The organism is Polynucleobacter sp. MWH-UH23A (assembly GCF_040409805.1).
Classification (GTDB): domain Bacteria; phylum Pseudomonadota; class Gammaproteobacteria; order Burkholderiales; family Burkholderiaceae; genus Polynucleobacter.
In genome coordinates, this window is sequence record NZ_CP099572.1 from 357,152 (window position 1) to 376,136 (window position 18,985).

Sequence of the window (18,985 nt, forward strand, 5' to 3'; positions counted from 1 at the left end):
ATTGATCTAATTAGATGCTGGAAAGTTATACAGGATACAGGGGTTGTCTACTAGGATGGATTTTCTGAGGACTGGATCTTTAACCCAGTCGCCAAAGAGGTCGCAAAGATCAGCATCATGGGGCATTTGCTTTTTTACCATCACGTGGGGCCAGTCGCTACCCCAAATCAGTCTTTTGGGATTAGCCTCAATCACAGCATCATTTAAAGGCCGCATATCGGTATAGGGTAGATTGCCATCACAAATACGATAAGGCCCTGTCATCTTTACCCAAGCCTGTCCATTTTTTAGTAGTGTTAGTAGCCCCTGAAAACCTTTGTCATTCACACCATGTTTTGCATGGCTGTAACCAAAATGCCCAAATACTAGATCTATTGGAAAACCCTCAAATGTCTTTGCGAGATTGGGATACTCATTGACGTGCATGAGTAATTCTAAATGCCAACCAAATGGCTGAATTTTCTTCGCTAGGGCTTTAAGATTTTCAATCGGCAGTCCTACTGATGGATCGGCAACATCCACAACGTTGCAACGAATACCACGGACCCCAGCTTGATGAAGACTCTCTAATTGTTGATCTGTTGTGTCATTCGGGTTGCTAGAAATTACTGCCACCCCCCGAAATTGATTTGGGTATTGGTTGAGTGCTCCCAACATCGCGCGATTATCAGTTCCATAAACACTGGGTTGTACTAGCACTGCGCGATCTACATGTAAGGTCTTTAGTAGCAATCGATAAGCGTCAAGAGTGGCATCAGGCGGCGTGTAGATACGCCCTTGCGCATATGGAAACTGTCTTGCTGGACCACAGACATGTGCATGGCAATCAACAGCCCCAGGCGGAAACACTATCTTGGGTGATCGTATTTCCGGATTGGGAGCTTGGCACAAAGGAGCCGAAGAGTGGCTAGTCAATTTATTGCGGCTCAATATTTGCGTCTTTGGCGATCTTTTGATACTTGCTCATTTCATCGCGCACAAACTTACTAAATTCAGTAGGACTCATAGGCGTAGCTTTAATGCCTTTGGATTCATAAGCGTTTTTGACTTCAGGGTCTTGCATCGATTGATTGATATCGGTATTAATCTTTTTCACGATAGCGGCTGGTGTACCCGCAGGGGCCCAAACACCAAACCAAAGTCCGATCTCAAAATTTGGATAGCCTTGTTCAGCGATGCTCGGGATATCGGGCACGGCAGCATTACGGGTTTTACTCGTCACGCCTAAGGCACGAACCTTGCCACCTTTGAGTTGGCCGATCGCAGTATCTAGTGGCGCCATATAAAAAGCGGTACGACCAGACATCGTGTCCTGAATAGCCTCTGGAGAGCCTTTGTAGGGCACATGGACTAATTTGATGCCCATCATTTGATTAAAGTATTCGGCAGCTAAGTGAGTGGAGCTTCCTACGCCTGCTGATGCAAAAGTAATTTCACCAGGTTTGGATTTGGCGGCGATGACTAAGTCTCGAATCGATTGATAAGGGCCATCAGCAGCAGTAATCATGACATAGGGCGTTTGCCCAAGAATAGCCACATCAATCAAACTCTTCAGTGGATCGTAAGGCAGCTTTTTATAAATTGCGGGATTGGCTGCATAGGAAGCAGACTGTACTAATAAGGTATAGCCATCTGGTTCTGAGTTCACCACGACGCCTGTGCCGATGAGTCCGCCTGCGCCTGGACGATTTTCAATAATGACGGGCTGTTTCCAAGTTTCAGTCAGGCTCTTTGCAACTACCCGGCCTGCAATATCAGCCCCAGATCCTGTAGTCAGGGGCACAATCATTTTGACGGTACGGTTAGGGTAGTTTTGAGCGTTCGCAAGACTTACTCCCACGCACAGGCTGAAGCATGCCCCTAGAATTGCTAAACATTTGCCTGTTTTCAATGTCTGATTCATAAAGTCTCCCTTTTCGTTAATGCATTGAACTAACGCACTGGATATTGTTGTTTTTATTGGTTCTGCAATATTTCACTAGATAATCTAACATGGCTTTTTCAATAGATAAATACATTAGATGAACATAACTCATGCGTACAGGTAAGTTGTAGGTGAGCAATAGCCACATAGATGCATGAAACGAACAGGTAGAGACAAATGACTCAATTGCAAGATGTAAAAACGGTCAATGTGAATGGCGTGGATATTGCCTATCGATTTGACGGTCCTGAAAATGGTCGGGTTTTGCTGGTAGCCAATAGCTTGATGGCCAATGGCAGCATGTGGGATTGGAATATACCTGCATTTGCCGATCGCTATCGCGTGCTTCGTTACGACAAAAGAGGGCATGGTAAGTCGAGCGTTGTTCCTAGGCCTTATAGCATTGCGCTATTAGCAGATGATGCTGCTGGACTCTTAGATGCCTTAAATATTGAGAAAGCGCATTTCATGGGCTTATCAATTGGTGGCATGATTGGCCAGCAATTGGGTGCTCGCTATCCAGAGAAAATTTACTCACTATCACTTTGCAATACAGCAAGCGAGATGCCACCCCGCAGTTTGTGGGAGGATCGCTTTCAAACTGCGCGTACAAAGGGGCTTGCTGGATTGGTTGATGGAACCATACAGCGCTGGTTTACTGCGCCATTTATTGAGCGCGCCCCTCAAGATATTGAAAAAGTACGCCAGATGATTTTAGGAACCAATGTGGATGGCTATATCGGCTGCGGTAGCGCGGTACGTGATATGGCACAAAGTACGATGCTGCTAAAGATTAAAGCACCAACCCTGGTGCTTTCTGGACGACACGATCCTGCTTGCACTGTAGATCAAGGGATTGTGCTCAATAGGCTAATTGATGGCTCGCAGATGGTTATTATTGAAGATGCAGCGCATTTATCGAATATTGAGCAACCCGCTCGATTCAATAAGGCGGTGCGAGAGTTTGTTGATTCTGTAGATGATCGTTTGTAATTGACGAATATCATACTACTTAGATTATTAATAGAAAGATTTATATGGCTGATTTATCAGTAGATCAAATTAAAGAAATTCGTTCTAATGTATTAGGCGCCGCAGCAAAAATTCCAGGGGCTTTGATTGGTATTGGCATCTTATTCATCATTCTTGGAATGATTGGCGTGGCAGGCCAAGTTTTATTCTCACTGGTATCAGTTAACGTCTTAGGCATCTTCCTTTTTGCAGGTGGCGTTCTACAGGCAATTCATGCTTTCAAATCAGCGGGCTGGAAAAGTGTCACTATTCAGCTCATCTTTGCTATTTTGTATATTGGCGCAGCGATCTATGTTTGGGTATTTCCGATTCCTGCTTTAGAGGCGATTACTTTATGGCTCGCAGCGATCTTTTTCGTCACTGGTTTCTTGCGTCTCATTGCGGCGCTTCAGCACCGTCATTTTGCTGAGTGGTTCTGGCTTGCACTATCAGCAGCGATTTCTATTTTGATGGGTGTACTCATCATGAATAATTTCCCATCTTCTAGCTTGTGGCTACCAGGATTATTAATTGCGATTGAGTTATTGCTACAAGGCTGGTCTTTATTGTTCATCGGATTTGCTGCTACGTCACTGACGAAGTAAAGCGAACCAAAATCAGCAAACAGAAATAAGAATTCAGAATTCCAAATCAATGGGCATAAAGAGTGATAGTCATGGCAATGAAAAAAACGGATCTGTATAAAAACTTAGCCTTGACTACTGCTCAACGTATGAAGAATGCGGCTAAGACTCCCAAGCCGGGGGCTGCAGAGGCACATGCAAAGTCTAAGAAAGAGTTAGCGGAGGTAAACTCCTTGTTAGCCTCTTTGATGGGCAAGAGCAAGCCAAAGAAAAAATAGCTCTTCTTTACAGGTAATCAAGATTCAAGCAGCATGTCATTGAAGGTTCTTCAGGGTCGGCAATTATTTCATCAGCGAGTTCGATGGAATCTAGGGGCAATATCTTTCCTAATGCCATTTCTATTGCTTTTGCAAACGAATCATTCTTGGTCGCAAATTGCACCACCACCTAATTACGATCAAAAGCTCAATGACATGGTGGTGAATGCCACTCGTTCGGGGACGCCATTAGATGAAATGTCTCTTAATACGACGATTCTGACGAAGGAGGTTTTAGAGTCTTCTCCCGATCAGACCATTGATCAAGTGCTCAAAAATGTACCAGGCGTATTTCTGAATGATGTACCTTACTACCAAAAAGATCCGACAGGGCAGAGTATTAACGTTCGCGGCTTAGGTTATGGCCGCACATTGGTATTAATTGACGGACTGCCAGCCAATGATGCGTTTTATGGAACTGTGCAGTGGAACTTAGTGCCCATGTCCTCGATTGAGTCGGTAGAGTTTGTGCGTGGAGGGGTCTCTAGTCTTTACGGTAACTATGGCATGGGTGGGGTGATTAATATCAATGCGAAGACCCCTAAAAATAGTTCACAAGATGTTTCTGCCAGCTATGGATCTTTTGCGACAGGTAATGTGGCAGCCTCCAAAGATCTTATCGTCTCTGATGCAATGCAAATGCGGATCTCCGCTGACTATTTTTCGAGTGAAGGATTCCAGAATTACGCCACGATCTATCCCGGCTCGCCAAGTAATCTCAAAAATGGCATGGGAACTGATGCGGTAAAGAATTCGAATGTGCGTTTGCAAAACTACTTTAAGCCTAGCGCTGACACTAATGCATTCTTAAGGCTGGGCTACAGCACGATGGCAGATTTGAGTAATAACTATGCCATTGCACCTAACCTCATTCAGATGGCAGATGTTGCAGGGGGCTCTACAACAAACTTGGATATTAATAAAAAAGTTCAAGTAAATGTGTATTACCAAAATACGAACTTTTACAAACAGACTGCCAACAATCTCACATCAGCCCCTTATAAGCCCTATATCAACGCCAACTACATCGATCCCTATTCGACCCTAGGGGCTTCTGCTCAATATACGCATGATCTGAAAGCGGCTGGCATTGATCAATATATCTTGGGTATTGATGCAAGAAATATTTCCGCATCGAACTTAACGAATAATCTATCGTCGGGCGGGGCAATTAATTCAGTGAACTACGCTCAGGGTCAGCAAAATTTTTACGGCCTTCTTGGACAAATTAAATCCCGCGCAAGTGTGATTCCTCTTGAAGCTACTCTAGGAGCGCGAGTCGATGTATGGAATAGCCAGACTCCCACCTTATATAACGCTGGTAGTAATGGATCAAACCCGCTATATCAGTCCATTCCCAACCAAAGCAAAACACAGCTGAGTCCCACATTAGGCCTTTTATATAAACTGAATGACGGTTGGGATTTAAGAAGTGCCGCCTATCAAGCCTTTCATGCGCCGAGCATGAATAACACTTTGCGCAGTTATGGAAATTCCACCACGGGGTACACCATCGCAAACCCCAATCTCACGCCTGAGACTATGACGGGTTATGAAGTCGGAACGGACTATCGATGGAAGAGTGGCTTTGCTCAGTTAACTGCTTTCAATAATTACATTCAAAATGCCATTACTAGTTACAAGATTACCAGTGCTAATTCAGCATTTGCATATAGCTTGTGTAGTGCGAGTGGGATTCCTGTTTACCCCCAATCTGGCGGTTGTTCTACTTCTGGTGCTTACACAAATGTCAATTACTATACCAATCAGCAAAATCTCTTAAGTCGAGGTATTGAGTTTCAATATCACCAAGATGTCAATTCGCAATGGGCTTTGGATGGAGGGTATAGCTATACCAATACGATCTTGACTTGGAGTGCCACAACGGATCCTATTAATACTCAAGTCGGTGGTGTTCCTAGAAATATGGCTAACGCAGGCATTACTTACTATCCCGTTCCTCAAGCTAGCCTGACAACGACCGTTCGCTATGTAGGTAATTCTTGGATGGCAACAGGTTCTCTGCCAGTTCCCGCCTATGCTGTAGTAGGCCTTAAGGCAAACTACCAACTGACCCCACAGGCATCTGTGTTCGCCTCAGTGGTGAACTTATTTAATCGCCAATATGTCACTTTTAATATCGCCTCTCAAGCAACTGCTTACCAAGCTGGTATGCCACAAGCGATCACAGTTGGCGCACGCCTTAACTTTTAGAGATCCTTAATATAGGGTATTTCCCTAAAAATTTCGGATGGGAGTGAAAACAATGCTTAAATAGACCCCAAAGTCTAAATAAATAAATATAAAAAATATGGGAGAAACTGAAATGACACAACATCGTGAGCCTATGCGCCATCGACTTGCACCATTTGCTTTGGCCTTATTAGCATCCTCAGTCATCGGATTGCAAGGCTGCTCAACAAACACCATTAGTAATGCTTCTGCACCTGCTGCACCAGCACCTGCTTGGAAGCAAGGCATGGGCGCAGATATGTCTAGTTCTAAATTGGCTCCATTGGCTGGCAAGATGACGACTACCCCGGCCAATGAGATTCCTCTCAATACTTTAAAGATGCCTCCGGGCTTTAAGATTGAAGTCTATGCAACTGGCATTCCTGGCGCCCGCGAAATGGCGATGGGTGATAACGGAAAAATTTACATCGGTACGCGGGCAATTGGTCGGGTATATGAGGTAAGCAATAACGGCAAAGAGCGCACTAGCCGTGTCGTCGTGGATAAATTAGTGCAACCTTCGGGCGTGGCTTACAAAAATGGTTCGCTGTATGTAATGGCAATCGATAAAGTGTTGCGCTATGACGGAATTGCTAAGAACCCCAATGTGGCGCCAGTAGACCTGACTGCCAAGTTCAATTTGCCGCCTGAGCAACACCACAACTGGAAGTATTTGGGCTTTGGTCCAGATGGTAAGTTATACGTACCATTTGGAGCACCTTGCAATATTTGCGAATTACCAACTCCAGAGTATGCGCAGATTCGTCGGTATAACCCAGATGGATCGGGTATGGAGGTCATTGCGACTGGTGTACGCAACACACAAGGTTTTGACTGGCATCCTGTAACCAAGCAACTTTGGTTTACCAATCACGGTCGCGACTGGATGGGTGACGATAAACCAAACGACACTCTCAATATTCTGACTAAGAATGGAGAGAACTTTGGCTTCCCATATTGTCATGAAGGCAATATGCCAGATGACAAAGTCATCAAGCCAAACGCATGCGAAGGCGTGACCAAACCAGTTGCATTATTGGGTGCTCACGCGGCAGCAATGGGGATCAAGTTCTACACGGGCAATATGTTCCCTGCCGAGTATAAGAACGTAGCTTTTATCGCGCGTAAGGGCTCATGGAATCGCAACACGAAGTCAGGCTATGACGTAGTCACTGTAAAAGCGGACGCGGATGGTAAAAACGCCAAGATCACTCCTTTTATTACAGGCTTTATGAATCCTGCTGATCAGTCGTTCTGGGGCCGTCCAACATTCTTCATGCAAATGCCTGATGGTTCTATGCTTTTGACAGACGAACAAATGGGCGCTATTTACAGAATTACTTATAGTAAGAAGTAATGGTGAATTGCAAAAAGTAACATTGATTTTTAGTTTTTGTGAGACTGACTAAACTAGCGGCGCTTCTATTGGGAGGGTATCTCTTAATGGTTGCGCCGTGTTCTATTGCTCAAGATATATCTGCGAAGCTAGCAGTCTGCTCTGCTTGTCATGGTCCCGATGGTAATTCAGTGATGGAGGGCGTCCCCTCCCTGGCTGGTCAACCTAAGGTGTTTCTTGAAAATAACCTGATCATGATTCGTGAGGGTATTCGGAATATTCCCGCAATGAAGGGGCAGCTTGATGGCTTAAGTGATAAGCAAATTATTGCGTTGGCTAAGTTTTACTCATCTCAAACGCTCAAACCCATTCCAGGTAAGCGCGATGATGCGGTTTATGAAAGAGGGCAATTCCTATCAAAAGAAGCGCTCTGCGGAACATGCCATCTGCCAGATTACAGTGGAAGAGATCAAATGCCCCGTCTTGCGGGACAGCGGGAAGACTATTTGCTGCATGCCATGCGTCAGTTTCGAAATAACCAAGCCACTGGACGCGACACGATTATGGCCGCTTCTTTATACGGGATTAACGATGATGACCTAAAGGCAATTGCACATTATTTATCTCAATTAAAATAAGGTCTTTATCTTCTAGAGCATTCAATTGCTGCTCTACTAGTAAGCGTTCTATTGGTTTTTATAAGCCCCCAATCATTGCAATCCAAAAACCATTTTCTTCTTATCGATTTTTTAAAGACTTTTGCAGCCTTAACGATCATCCTTCACCATTTTTCTAGTTATGGACAGATTGCGGAGGATGCCAGATTACTCCTACCAGGTTTCATGACTTGGTTGTTTGAATATGGTCGTTATGCCGTACAAATCTTCTTGGTGATGGGTGGCTACTTAGCCGCTCAATCATTGACTCGAGCTAGTAATCTAAAAAACCCACAAACGGTATTAAAGACGATCTTCAATCGTTACCTCCGTTTATTTGCACCCTATGTGGTTGCGCTGATTGTGACGATTATCTGCGCATGGCTCGCCCGCTTTTGGGTTCAGGATGAGTTCGTGGGTGAATCTGAAACGATGGGGCAGTTTTTAGCCCATCTGTTTTTCTTGCAAGGAATATTGGGCTTAGATTCGATTTCGGCTGGTGTTTGGTATGTAGCCATTGATTGGCAGTTGTATGCCATCTTAGCGATCATGTTGTCGATGTTTCCCGGGTTTCGTTCGCTGATGTGGATCTTAGCGATGCTCTGCGTTTCATCTTTGCTATTTTTTAATCGCTCTGGTGCATATGAGAACTACTTCATTTACTTCATTGGGGCGTATGGTTTGGGTGTGCTAGCGCAGCTTTGCAAAAACTATCCTGATCCCTTGGTTAATCGTATTGCCAAGCTCTTCTTCATTGCAATTGGGATCATTATTGTGATATCGAGTTTTCATCAACTCTGGATACGTAATATTTTGGCTTATGCAGTAGCTATTGCTCTAGTTATCTGGGGTGATTGGGCATACAAAGACCATGACAAAAAACAAAGACGAGGTCATGAAAGTAGAATCCACAAAATAGTCAACGCTATTCTTTGGGGAAGTAAGCGATCGTATTGCGCCTTCTTGATTCACTTCTCTTTTGTCTTGCTTGCGAACACGCTATATATAGCTTGGGGTATGAGCCATCGTCATGAAGGTGTAATGGCTATTGCATTAATGTTAGTGTCAATCGCGGCAAGTTGGGCTGCAGCAAACTTTCTTTATCGATGGGTTGAGGTGCCGTCTCGTAGCTTGAAGCTCTGAAACCACTCAAAGACCTCCAAATTTTGTGAGTATTAATGTATGTAAATTAGTTTTAAAGTAGAGGCACGACTCACCCAGTAACCATTCATTTTTCTGAATGCTTTTTGGGCAGCAAGCCACCTTCTGGTGGCTTTGTCTTTTTATTCGGGTAAATGATTAAAAAGCTAAAGAATTAAGTAATTTAAGCGGCAGGGCTTGATAGCAGCTTAATTAAATACTTGTATTTATTGTGATACATGTATTACATATGCCTATCAACATTAAATTACAGGTGAATTCATGGCTGTCTCAATTCGATTAGATCCTAGTATTGAGCAAAGATTGGACCGTCTTGCCGCTCAAACAGGTCGAGCAAAGTCATACTATCTACGCGAACTCATTGAGCGCGGACTAGATGATCTTGAAGACTTCTATTTGGCAGATGCCACCATGGAGCAAGTGCGCAAAGGTCTTGAAAAAGTGCTTGATGCATCCCAGGTAAGGAAAAATCTTGGCTTAGATCATTAAGTACACCGAGTCTACGAGCACACAATTAAACAAATTAGATAGGCAAATTGCATTGCGAGTGCTTGATTTTATGGATGAGCGAATTGCAGTCTCTTCAGATCCATATGCTTTAGGTAAAAATTCAAAAGGGCCAAAACTGTGTCAATACTGGCGTTATCGCGTTGGAGATGTGCGTATTATTTGTGATATCTTGGATGCGCAGGTCACAGTATTGGTAATCGAAATTGGGAATCGTCGTGAGGTCTACAGATGATGGTGTCGCCGAGATCATAAGACTTTGATTCATCTTTATTGAGATCATGGGCTAGACCTAGATGCCCATTTCCTTTAAGACTCGAAAGATTTCTCGATAAGCCTTGGGCGGCTTATTATGTTCTTTCTCTTTACGAGCATTCCGAATAAGTGTGCGCATATTCTGAATATCCATATCCGGATATTGCTCAATCATTTTGGTAAATGTCTCATCATTAGCAATGAGACGATCGCGATAGCTCTCGAGAAAATGGAGTTTGGCTGTCTCCGCTTTACTAACGCCCTGAATCGCATCTAGTCGCTTTTGGATTGCTTCAAGTTCTTCATCATCCAATGCACGCATCAGCTTGCCCAGGTATTGCTTATGACGGCGAATCGCTTCAAAACTTTTAATTCTGCTTGTTTCTGCTACAGCGTTTTTGATGGTCTCATCTAAAGGAATAGTTTTTAGTGCATCACTGCTTAAAGCCGCCAAAACCTCAGCCAACTTCTGACGCTCCGTCATTTGACGCTTTAGCTCAGACTTGCTTGGCCCCTCGTCCTCTAGAACTTTGGGGGTACGGTTTTTTTCATTTAGATGCATGCTTTCATTTTAGACGGCTATTGGCCGCCAGTTACTCTTTACTAATTTTTAATTTGAATAATTTGAGTTCCGCACTTGAGAAGAGCTGACTTCTGCCGATTGTGTTTGATGGCTTTAATCTTCCGGATTGTACGTATCTTCGCAATGTGGGAATTGAAATCTCTAAATATTCTGCAGCTTCTTCTGCCGAAAAAGCTGCAGTCTTGAGATGGCCAAAGACTTGGTCGTGAGTGTAATCAGTCTCTTTGAATGCGTTTATAGCAACTAGGGAGAAAAATTTAATTCGTTCTTTTGCTGACATTTTTTGTACTTGAGCAAAAAGATCTTCAGCAGTTATTGATTGGGTCATATTTGGGTTCACTTTTTTATTGAATAGGCCAAAAATAATTATTTAAGTCGAATGGATCTTTTAAGTTGCATGTAAAAGTTTTCATGGGGACCGATTTGACAAAATTCAAGCCAGGTTAATTTGTTTGCATTCGATGAGCGATCAAATTCGTAAGCCATTAAATACTCCTGATTGCTGAAGCGAAACTTATAAACAAAAAGGCCTTGTAGGTCACCCAATTTTTGTTTTCCAATCTCAGGGTTGTTGCAAACCTCATTAATCCTATCCTCAATCGTTAATTGCAAAGGTTTTGAAGCCTTTTTTACAAATTGAGCAAATGCGCGCTTATAGTAGATCTCTATGATCTAATGTTAGATCAAAAGTGATTCTATAACAAATCAACAAAAATGCCAAGCAATACCTGAGTTTTTGTATTGGTAAATAATAGGATGAACTAAGCTTTTGTACTCTCAAAATGACTCAAACAATTAATTACGACTACATCATCATTGGGGCGGGTAGCGCTGGTTGCATGTTGGCAAAGCGCCTAACTGAGAACCCTAATAAGAAAGTATTGCTCATTGAGGCTGGCAAAAGCGACAACTATATTTGGATTCATATTCCGGTTGGGTATCTCTATTGCATCGATAACCCTCGTGCCGATTGGCGTTTTAAGACAGTTGCAGAAAAAGGTCTTAATGGCCGTTCATTGCTATACCCCCGTGGTCGTGTATTGGGCGGTTGCTCATCAATCAATGGCATGATCTATATGCGAGGTCAGGCTGGTGATTATGAATCTTGGGTGCAGGCAACTGGTGATGATGCATGGTCTTGGGAGAATGCACTCAAACGTTACAAATCTTTTGAGGACTATCACAGCTCTGCCAATCAATGGCATGGCAAAGGCGGTGAGTGGACTGTATCGAAACAGCGTCTACGTTGGCCTATCATGGATCGATTTAAGGATGCTGCTGTAGAAGCTGGCATCCCGGCTTCTGATGACTTTAACCGTGGCGATAATTTTGGAGTGGGTTACTTCGATGTGAGTCAGCGTAAAGGTTGGCGACTCAATACCTCAAAAGCTTTTTTAAAGGATGCGATGAAGCGAAGTAATTTAACGGTGATTACAGAGGCAGTAGTCACAAAGCTGATCATTGATTCTGATACCAAAAATTGCAACGGAGTGGAATATCAAAAGAATGGCGCAATTCATCAGTCTTTAATCAATCAAAGTGGCGAAGTCATTTTGAGTGCCGGTGCTATCGGTAGCGTGCAGATTTTAGAGCGTTCAGGCATTGGATCTGCTGCGCTTCTAAATAAGTTAGGAATTCCAGTGATGGCAGATTTACCCGGCGTTGGCGAAAATCTCCAAGACCATTTGCAACTGCGTATGGTCTATAAAGTCAGTGGTATTAAAACTCTAAACACCAAAGCCAATTCTCTTTTTGGAAAGTTGATGATTGGTTTGGAGTACCTCTTCAAGCGCTCAGGCCCTATGTCAATGGCACCCTCACAGTTGGGGGCATTTGCCTTTAGCTCATCAGAGCAAAAGAGCGCCAATGTGGAATACCATGTTCAGCCACTTTCGCTAGAGCGCTTTGGAGAAGATCTGCATTCATTCAATGCATTCACGGCAAGTGTGTGTAATTTGCGACCCACATCACGTGGCAGTGTGCATATTGCATCGACTGATCCAGAGGCACCGCCCATCATTAACCCAAATTACTTATCAACCGATGAAGATCGTAAGGTGGCTGCAGAGTCATTGCGCTTAACAAGGAAAATTGCTCAGCAGGCTGCGCTCTCACCTTATTGCCCAGAAGAGTACAAGCCAGGCATGCAATATCAATCGGATGATGAGTTAGTCAAAGCGGCTGGTGACATCGGCACAACGATATTCCATCCAGTGGGTACATGCAAAATGGGCCGCGCTGATGATCCGATGGCAGTATTGGATTCAGAATTGAAGGTGAAGGGCATAGGAAGATTGCGTGTCGTTGATGCCTCGGCTATGCCGACTATTACCTCTGGCAATACAGCAGCCCCAACGATGATGATCGCGCAACGCGCCGCAGAATTACTCACGCGTGAATAGTTCAAATACAAAAGACCAGTCGGGGTATCAACTACCAATTAGCCATTTGCTGTTGGCTCTGGCTATTGTTGCAGTATGGGGCACGAACTTTGTCGTGATCAAAATCTCGCTTGAGAGTTTTCCACCTTTTGTATTTGCTGCCTTGCGCTACATCTTTGCGTTTTTGCCAGCAGCTTTATTTTTGCCAAGGCCAAAAATTTCTTGGACAAATTTATGTGTTTATGGTGTTGCTGTTGGGGTGGGTCAGTTCGGTATTTTGTATTTTGCGATTGATGGCAATATTTCTCCGGGCTTAGCCTCCTTGGTGATTCAGACGCAGGTCTTTTTCACAATCGGCTTTGCCATGCTCTTTGCCAAAGAAAGTCTCAAGCTATATCAAGCGCTTGCCGTGGGGGTAGCCATGACTGGTCTTGGCATTATTGCGGTGCACACAGATTCCACGACAACATTTCTGGGTTTGGCATTAGTAGTCTTTGCGGGTTTTTCATGGGGTATTGCGAATACGACTAGTCGCCGTGCTGGCACTATCAATATGCTCGCGTATGTTGTTTGGGCTAGTGTTTATGCCATCCCTCCCTTGGTTTTGATGGCCCTGCTATTTGAGGGTGGCTGGACAGTTGTGAGTAAATCTATTCTGACGGCACCTCTGGGGGCTTGGTTGGGTGTCTTATGGCAATCCTGGGGCAATACGCTGTTTGGCTATGGCGCTTGGGCATGGCTGTTATCAAAACACCCGGCAGCAGTTGTTGCACCCGCGCCATTATTGGTGCCCATTTTTGGAATGGGGGCATCTGCCTATTTTCTGTCTGAGCCACTACCTCCATGGAAGATGGAGGCGGCAGGGTTAGTAATCACTGGCTTAATGGTGAATTTATTTTGGCCCAGCATTCGTAATCGACTGGCTAAGTAAATATAGGAACGGGATAAGGGATCATTTGAGAGATAAGGTCATCAAAATGGCTAATGTAAAACCCTAATACAAAGCTCTTTTTTTGCAATTGCAATAACAGTAAGATAATCCTTCGTTATGCGTAGTAACTATAAAAAAGTTTTATTTCATTAGTATTTTTTAGTCATGGAGACTTTATGAAGATTCGTCATCACATTTTTGCAGTCGCTGCTTCTGCAATTCTTGCAACCGGCGCATATGCTGCCGATATTAAATTAGGTGTATCAGGCCCATTTACTGGTGGCTCATCTTCAATGGGCGTGAGCATGCGTGATGGCGTGCGACTTGCTGCAAAAGAAATTAATGCTGCTGGCGGTATCAATGGCAACAAAATCGTCTTGATTGAGCGCGATGATGAAGCGAAGAACGAGCGCGGCGTGCAAATTGCGCAAGAATTGATTAACAACGAGAAAGTCGTTGCTACTCTTGGTTACATCAACACTGGTGTTGCATTGGCTTCACAGCGTTTTTATCAAGATGCCAAGATTCCTGTCATGAATAACGTTGCTACTGGCTCTGTTATCACTAAACAATTTCCCAATGCTGCTGAGAACTATGTTTTCCGTAATGCTGCTGCAGACAATATCCAAGCGCCAATGGTTGCTAAGGAAGCGGTTGAAAAGCGTGGCTTAAAGAAAGTGGCGATTTTGGCTGACTCTACTAACTATGGTCAGTTGGGACGTGAAGACTTAGAAAAAGCGTTGAAGACATATGGCGTAACTCCAGTAGCCGTTGAAAAATTCAACATCGGTGACGTTGATATGACTTCTCAGTTGCTCAAAGCTAAGAATGCTGGCGCTGAAGTGATTTTGACTTACGCAATTGGACCAGAGTTAGCGCAAATTGCTAACGGTATGGCTAAGCTAGGTTGGAAAAAGCCAATGATTGGTAGCTGGACTTTGTCTATGGCTAGCTTCATTGATACTGCTGGTAAGAATGGTGACGGCGCAACAATGCCACAGACTTACATTCAGACTCCATCAACAACTGCTAAGCGTAAGGCGTTCCAAGAGGCTTACTTAAAAGAGTTCAAGCCAAAGAACAACAATATCGCTTCTCCAGTTTCTGCTGCTCAAGGTTACGATTCTGTATACCTCTTGGCTGCAGCTATCAAGCAAGCTAACAGCACTGAGGGACCAAAGATTTTGGCAGCATTGCAAGATCTTAAGACCCCAGTTGATGGCGTTGTGATTACCTACAACAAGCCATTCTCTGCGACTGATCATGAGGCAATTAAGGCAAAAGACGTTGTTATGGGCGTAGTTGAAAACGGCCGCGTTGAGTTCTTAAATGCTGAGGATGCAAAGTCTAAGAAGAAGTAATTCTTACTAGTTTGCAGCGGAATTTTTAAAAACTTCCGCACTGCAACATTTGTACTAACAAAGCGCCGCCCAAAAAGCGGCGTTTTGCTTACAATGTCGGATTCTTTAATAAAAAGTATTAAAAATAACTAGGCCAATTTTATGGAAATGCTTGCACAAATCCTCTCGAGCGGTATAGCTGTGGGGATGATCTACGCGGTCATCGCTTTCGGCTTTCAGCTCACCTTTGCTACATCAGGCACATTGAACTTCGGACAGGGTGAGGCCCTGATGTTGGGTGCGCTTGTCGGCTTAACTTGTGTGGATACGTTCGGTATGAACTACTGGGTAATGATTCCAGTGGTGTGCTTATTCGGTATGTTGCAAGGTAGCTTCGTTGAACTAATCGGCGTGCGTCCTGCGATCAAAATTAAATCCGAGTTCGGTTGGATTATGTCGACGATTGCGCTTGGCATTATTTTCAAAAACGTCGCAGAAAATATCTGGGGTCGTGATGCATTACCATTCCCAGCTCCATTACCAATGGAGCCAATGAATTTCCTCGGTGCGAATATTCTTCCAATGGAAATTTTGGTGGTCGTTGGTGCTTTAGTAATGATGTTATTGGTTGAGTTCTTCAATCGCAAAACGATTTACGGTAAGGCAGTTGTAGCAACTGCAAATGACCGTGATGCAGCAGGCCTCATGGGCATCAATACCAGCATGGTAATCACCTTCTCTTATGCTTTATCTTCTCTAACAGCGGCGTTTGCTGGTGTATTGATTGCTCCTTTAACCTTGACTGGCGCAACTATGGGTGGCGCACTTGGTTTGAAAGCGTTCGCCGTGGCAATTATTGGTGGTCTTTCAAGTGGCCTTGGCATTATTGTCGGCGGCCTCATTTTAGGAATTGTGGAGACCGCAACCGGTTTCTATGTATCGACTGGCTATAAAGATGTACCAGGTTTGATTTTGTTATTGCTTGTATTGGCATATAAGCCATCTGGTCTCTTTGGTAAATCTGCAATTAAGAAAGTTTAATAATGAAGAAGTCTCTACTCCCTCTATTAATTGCGATTGCGGCACTCTTTTGTTTGCCTCTGTTTATTCACAACCCTTACTACATTCACTTAGTAGAAACGATTCTGATCTATACGATTCTCTTGTTTGGTTTAGACATTGTTGTAGGTTATGTAGGTCAGGTATCTTTAGGTCATGCTGCTTTGTTCGGTATTGGCTCATACACTGCTGGCGTTCTGTATTTCCATTTTGGCTGGACCATTTGGGCAACCTTGCCAGCATCCATCGTCATCACATCTATCTTTGGCGGTATCTTGGCATTGCCAGCGCTCAAGGTGATTGGCCCTTACTTGGCGATGGTGACTTTGGCATTCGGAACAATTGCTCAGATTCTGATTAATGAAATGACCTGGATGACCGAAGGCCCATTGGGCATCAAGATTCCTAAACCAGACATCATGGGCGTGCCCATGACCAAGGCCGAATACTTCTGGTTAGTCTTGGCAGTTTTAGTTATGTCTTTGGTGGTTGTGGATCGTTTCGTCAAATCGCAAATTGGTCGTGCATTTGAAGCGTTGCGTGATAGCCCGATTGCTTGTGACTGTATGGGTGTTTCCGTATATCGCTTTAAGGTGATCGCATTTGTGATTAGCGCGGCTTTTGCTGGCTTGGCTGGTTGCTTATATGCTTATTCAGAGCAATATATCTCCCCAAATACCTATAACAACGAATTAGCAGTTCTATTCTTGCTCGGCATCATCATGGGTGGTCGTAAGTCGCGCCTCGGTGCTCTGATTGGCGCGGCAATCATCGTGCTACTACCTAAGTTATTGGACGACATTAACTTGTTCCGTATCGTTGCATCGATCATTGCGATCGCTGTGGTGGTTGGCGCAGGCTTAGCGCTCTCCAAGAAAGTAACCACTCCAAGACGGGTTGCGGTTCCAATCGCTGGTGTAGTGGGCTTGGCTGCATTCTCATTCTGGCTTAATACCATTTCTGACTGGCGCTTGAGTATTTTCGGCTTCATGATTTTGTTGGTGGTGTACTACTTACAAAACGGTATTGTGGGCTTTGCAAAGAGCTTCTATCAGTCCATTACTGGCAAAGCTAAAACTACTCGTGGTGGTGAGGTTGAAGCGGTTGATGACTCGATTAGCTTTATTAGTGCTGTGGGCACTCAAAATACCGGCGCAGAACTCTTAAAGGTAGATTCTGTATTGATGCAGTTCGGTGGCTTGAAAGCGCTGAATAATGTTGACCTCAGTATCAAGCGCGGTACGATTCATGGTTTGATTGGCCCTAACGGCTCCGGTAAGAGCACCATGATGAACGTGTTGACTGGTATTTACGTGCCAACTGCGGGTAACGTGTTGTATGCCGGTGAAAGTGTCGTTGGTAAAACTTCATCTGATATTGCGTTATCTGGTATTGCTCGTACCTTCCAGAACGTGCAGTTGTTTGGTGAGATGACTGCCATCCAAAACATTTTGGTCGGTTTACATCACACTTTCAAATCGAACATGCTTGAGATCGCGCTGAATCTGCCACGCTATAAGCGTGAGTCTGACGAGGCACATGCTCGTGCAATGGCCTTGTTGAAGTTTGTTGGCTTGGATGATTTAGCTAATGAAGAAGCGCGTAACTTGCCGTACGGTAAGCAGCGTTTGCTGGAAATTGCTCGTGCATTAGCGCTTGACCCAGAGCTGCTCCTCTTGGATGAGCCAGCCGCAGGCTTAACAGCTCCTGATATCAAAGAGCTCTTGCGCATTATTCGCAAGATTCGCGATAACGGCATTACCTTCATCTTGATTGAGCATCACATGGATGTGGTGATGTCAGTCTGCGACACCGTCTCTGTGTTGGACTTCGGTCAGAAGATTGCAGAAGGTAAGCCAGCTGAAGTTCAGGCAAACGAGAAGGTGATTCATGCCTACTTGGGTACTTAATCACTAGAACAATATTGAACGGTAAATACCATGTTATCTATTAAGAATCTTGAAGCAGGCTACGGAAAAGTCAAAGTTCTCCACGGCATCAATATTGATGTGCCTAAGGGACAAGTGATTACTTTGATTGGCTCAAACGGTGCTGGCAAAACTACAACCATGCGTGCTATCACTGGCATGATCAAACCCACTGCTGGTGAAGTGAGCTTAGGTGGCGAAAAAATTGATGGCTACGACTCTCATAAAATCGCTCGTCTTGGTTTAGCGCATAGCCCAGAGGGTCGTCGTGTGTTCACAACTATGTCAGTCACTGACAATTTGTTGCTGGGTGCGTTTCCGCGTTTTACTGGAAGTCGCCCAAAGGGTGATATCAAGAACGATCTAGAAAAAGCCCTAGAAATGTTCCCTCGCTTAAAAGAGCGTCGTAATCAATTGGCAGGCACATTATCAGGTGGTGAGCAACAGATGTTGGCAATGGCTCGCGCAGTTATGTTGAACCCAGAAATCATTCTCTTGGATGAGCCTTCCATGGGTCTTGCGCCAATTTTGGTAGAAGAGGTTTTCAAAATCATTTCTAATTTGAAGTCTCAAGGCGTAACCATGTTGTTGGTTGAGCAGTTTGCTGCAGCCGCATTGAATGTTGCAGACTATGGTTATGTATTGGAGAACGGCAAGATTGCAACTCATGGCCCAGCAGCAAAACTCAAAGATGATCCAGCTGTGAAAGCAGCGTACTTGGGTGGAGCAGGTGGCCACTAACCAACATCTAATTAAAGATAGGTATCAGTAATAAAAAAG

The 18,985-nt window shown here is 44.2% G+C and carries 20 protein-coding genes; 15 read left to right on the forward strand and 5 right to left on the reverse strand.

The features are described 5' to 3' along the window. Positions 1-6: 6 nt before the first annotated feature. Both NHB35_RS01940 and NHB35_RS01945 read right to left on the reverse strand, forming a co-directional pair. Positions 7-930: an amidohydrolase family protein gene (locus NHB35_RS01940; RefSeq protein ID WP_353432711.1), complete on the reverse strand. Its 924-nt coding sequence runs from the start codon at positions 928-930 to the stop codon at positions 7-9. Continuing rightward, a complete protein-coding gene (locus NHB35_RS01945; RefSeq protein ID WP_353432713.1) occupies positions 917-1,903 on the reverse strand; it encodes a tripartite tricarboxylate transporter substrate binding protein in 987 nt (328 codons plus the stop codon). Before NHB35_RS01945 ends, NHB35_RS01940 begins: the two co-directional genes overlap by 14 nt. Positions 1,904-2,101: 198 nt before the next feature. Here NHB35_RS01945 and pcaD point away from each other — a divergent pair, with 198 nt between their 5' ends. From pcaD to NHB35_RS01990, 9 genes are all read left to right on the forward strand, one after another. After that, a complete protein-coding gene (gene pcaD, locus NHB35_RS01950) occupies positions 2,102-2,917 on the forward strand; it encodes a 3-oxoadipate enol-lactonase (protein WP_353432714.1) in 816 nt (271 codons plus the stop codon). Positions 2,918-2,961: 44 nt separating this feature from the next. Further along, positions 2,962-3,540 (forward strand): DUF308 domain-containing protein, encoded by a 579-nt coding sequence (locus NHB35_RS01955; RefSeq protein ID WP_353432715.1) that lies wholly within the window; start codon positions 2,962-2,964, stop codon positions 3,538-3,540. A gap of 71 nt (positions 3,541-3,611) precedes the next feature. Then, complete coding sequence (locus NHB35_RS01960; protein WP_353432716.1) at positions 3,612-3,797, forward strand: hypothetical protein; 186 nt, start codon at positions 3,612-3,614, stop codon at positions 3,795-3,797. A gap of 111 nt (positions 3,798-3,908) precedes the next feature. Next, a complete protein-coding gene (locus NHB35_RS01965; RefSeq protein WP_353432717.1) occupies positions 3,909-6,050 on the forward strand; it encodes a TonB-dependent receptor in 2,142 nt (713 codons plus the stop codon). A 112-nt stretch (positions 6,051-6,162) separates the two neighbouring features. Then, positions 6,163-7,425: a PQQ-dependent sugar dehydrogenase gene (locus tag NHB35_RS01970; protein WP_353432718.1), complete on the forward strand. Its 1,263-nt coding sequence runs from the start codon at positions 6,163-6,165 to the stop codon at positions 7,423-7,425. 86 nt (positions 7,426-7,511) lie between these two features. Next, positions 7,512-8,042 (forward strand): c-type cytochrome, encoded by a 531-nt coding sequence (locus tag NHB35_RS01975; protein WP_353432719.1) that lies wholly within the window; start codon positions 7,512-7,514, stop codon positions 8,040-8,042. Between the two features lie 75 nt (positions 8,043-8,117). After that, positions 8,118-9,203, forward strand: coding sequence for an acyltransferase family protein (locus tag NHB35_RS01980; protein ID WP_353432720.1), 1,086 nt, complete (start codon positions 8,118-8,120; stop codon positions 9,201-9,203). A 279-nt stretch (positions 9,204-9,482) separates the two neighbouring features. After that, positions 9,483-9,710 (forward strand): ribbon-helix-helix protein, CopG family, encoded by a 228-nt coding sequence (locus tag NHB35_RS01985; protein WP_353432721.1) that lies wholly within the window; start codon positions 9,483-9,485, stop codon positions 9,708-9,710. 52 nt (positions 9,711-9,762) lie between these two features. Next, entirely contained in the window at positions 9,763-9,963 is a 201-nt protein-coding gene (locus tag NHB35_RS01990; RefSeq protein WP_353432722.1) for a type II toxin-antitoxin system RelE/ParE family toxin, read from the forward strand. A gap of 57 nt (positions 9,964-10,020) precedes the next feature. Here NHB35_RS01990 and yjgA read toward each other — a convergent pair whose 3' ends face one another. From yjgA to NHB35_RS02005, 3 genes are read right to left on the reverse strand one after another with little or no spacing between them, the layout of a single operon-like run. Next, entirely contained in the window at positions 10,021-10,545 is a 525-nt protein-coding gene (gene yjgA, locus NHB35_RS01995; RefSeq protein WP_353432723.1) for a ribosome biogenesis factor YjgA, read from the reverse strand. A 31-nt stretch (positions 10,546-10,576) separates the two neighbouring features. Beyond that, positions 10,577-10,906, reverse strand: coding sequence for a helix-turn-helix domain-containing protein (locus tag NHB35_RS02000; protein WP_353432724.1), 330 nt, complete (start codon positions 10,904-10,906; stop codon positions 10,577-10,579). A 26-nt stretch (positions 10,907-10,932) separates the two neighbouring features. Further along, positions 10,933-11,238 (reverse strand): type II toxin-antitoxin system RelE/ParE family toxin, encoded by a 306-nt coding sequence (locus NHB35_RS02005; protein WP_353433370.1) that lies wholly within the window; start codon positions 11,236-11,238, stop codon positions 10,933-10,935. Between the two features lie 110 nt (positions 11,239-11,348). On the opposite strand from NHB35_RS02005, the gene NHB35_RS02010 reads away from it, so the two are divergent. The 6 genes from NHB35_RS02010 to NHB35_RS02035 all read left to right on the forward strand — a co-directional run bounded on the left by NHB35_RS02010 (position 11,349) and on the right by NHB35_RS02035 (position 18,946). Continuing rightward, entirely contained in the window at positions 11,349-12,968 is a 1,620-nt protein-coding gene (locus NHB35_RS02010) for a GMC family oxidoreductase N-terminal domain-containing protein (RefSeq protein ID WP_353432725.1), read from the forward strand. Then, positions 12,961-13,878, forward strand: coding sequence for an EamA family transporter (locus NHB35_RS02015; RefSeq protein WP_353432726.1), 918 nt, complete (start codon positions 12,961-12,963; stop codon positions 13,876-13,878). The genes NHB35_RS02010 and NHB35_RS02015 overlap by 8 nt, the downstream gene beginning before the upstream one ends. 176 nt (positions 13,879-14,054) lie before the next feature. Beyond that, positions 14,055-15,239, forward strand: a complete 1,185-nt coding sequence (locus NHB35_RS02020; RefSeq protein ID WP_353432727.1) for an ABC transporter substrate-binding protein — start codon at positions 14,055-14,057, stop codon at positions 15,237-15,239. Between the two features lie 141 nt (positions 15,240-15,380). After that, entirely contained in the window at positions 15,381-16,259 is an 879-nt protein-coding gene (locus NHB35_RS02025) for a branched-chain amino acid ABC transporter permease (protein WP_173955126.1), read from the forward strand. A 2-nt stretch (positions 16,260-16,261) separates the two neighbouring features. Beyond that, positions 16,262-18,187 (forward strand): branched-chain amino acid ABC transporter ATP-binding protein/permease, encoded by a 1,926-nt coding sequence (locus NHB35_RS02030; RefSeq protein WP_353432728.1) that lies wholly within the window; start codon positions 16,262-16,264, stop codon positions 18,185-18,187. A gap of 30 nt (positions 18,188-18,217) precedes the next feature. Next, entirely contained in the window at positions 18,218-18,946 is a 729-nt protein-coding gene (locus NHB35_RS02035) for an ABC transporter ATP-binding protein (RefSeq protein ID WP_173955127.1), read from the forward strand. The last annotated feature ends 39 nt before the right edge of the window (positions 18,947-18,985 follow it).

Coding starts and splice junctions, on each gene's coding strand:
- NHB35_RS01970 (WP_353432718.1), top strand. CDS start 6,163: ATGACACAACATCGTGAGCCTATGCGCCATCGACTTGCACCATTTGCT.
- NHB35_RS02025 (WP_173955126.1), top strand. CDS start 15,381: ATGGAAATGCTTGCACAAATCCTCTCGAGCGGTATAGCTGTGGGGATG.
- yjgA (WP_353432723.1), bottom strand. CDS start 10,545: ATGCATCTAAATGAAAAAAACCGTACCCCCAAAGTTCTAGAGGACGAG.
- NHB35_RS01945 (WP_353432713.1), bottom strand. CDS start 1,903: ATGAATCAGACATTGAAAACAGGCAAATGTTTAGCAATTCTAGGGGCA.
- NHB35_RS01960 (WP_353432716.1), top strand. CDS start 3,612: ATGGCAATGAAAAAAACGGATCTGTATAAAAACTTAGCCTTGACTACT.
- NHB35_RS01985 (WP_353432721.1), top strand. CDS start 9,483: ATGGCTGTCTCAATTCGATTAGATCCTAGTATTGAGCAAAGATTGGAC.
- NHB35_RS01975 (WP_353432719.1), top strand. CDS start 7,512: ATGGTTGCGCCGTGTTCTATTGCTCAAGATATATCTGCGAAGCTAGCA.
- NHB35_RS02030 (WP_353432728.1), top strand. CDS start 16,262: ATGAAGAAGTCTCTACTCCCTCTATTAATTGCGATTGCGGCACTCTTT.
- NHB35_RS02010 (WP_353432725.1), top strand. CDS start 11,349: ATGACTCAAACAATTAATTACGACTACATCATCATTGGGGCGGGTAGC.
- NHB35_RS01955 (WP_353432715.1), top strand. CDS start 2,962: ATGGCTGATTTATCAGTAGATCAAATTAAAGAAATTCGTTCTAATGTA.
- NHB35_RS02035 (WP_173955127.1), top strand. CDS start 18,218: ATGTTATCTATTAAGAATCTTGAAGCAGGCTACGGAAAAGTCAAAGTT.
- NHB35_RS02020 (WP_353432727.1), top strand. CDS start 14,055: ATGAAGATTCGTCATCACATTTTTGCAGTCGCTGCTTCTGCAATTCTT.
- NHB35_RS01965 (WP_353432717.1), top strand. CDS start 3,909: ATGCCATTTCTATTGCTTTTGCAAACGAATCATTCTTGGTCGCAAATT.
- pcaD (WP_353432714.1), top strand. CDS start 2,102: ATGACTCAATTGCAAGATGTAAAAACGGTCAATGTGAATGGCGTGGAT.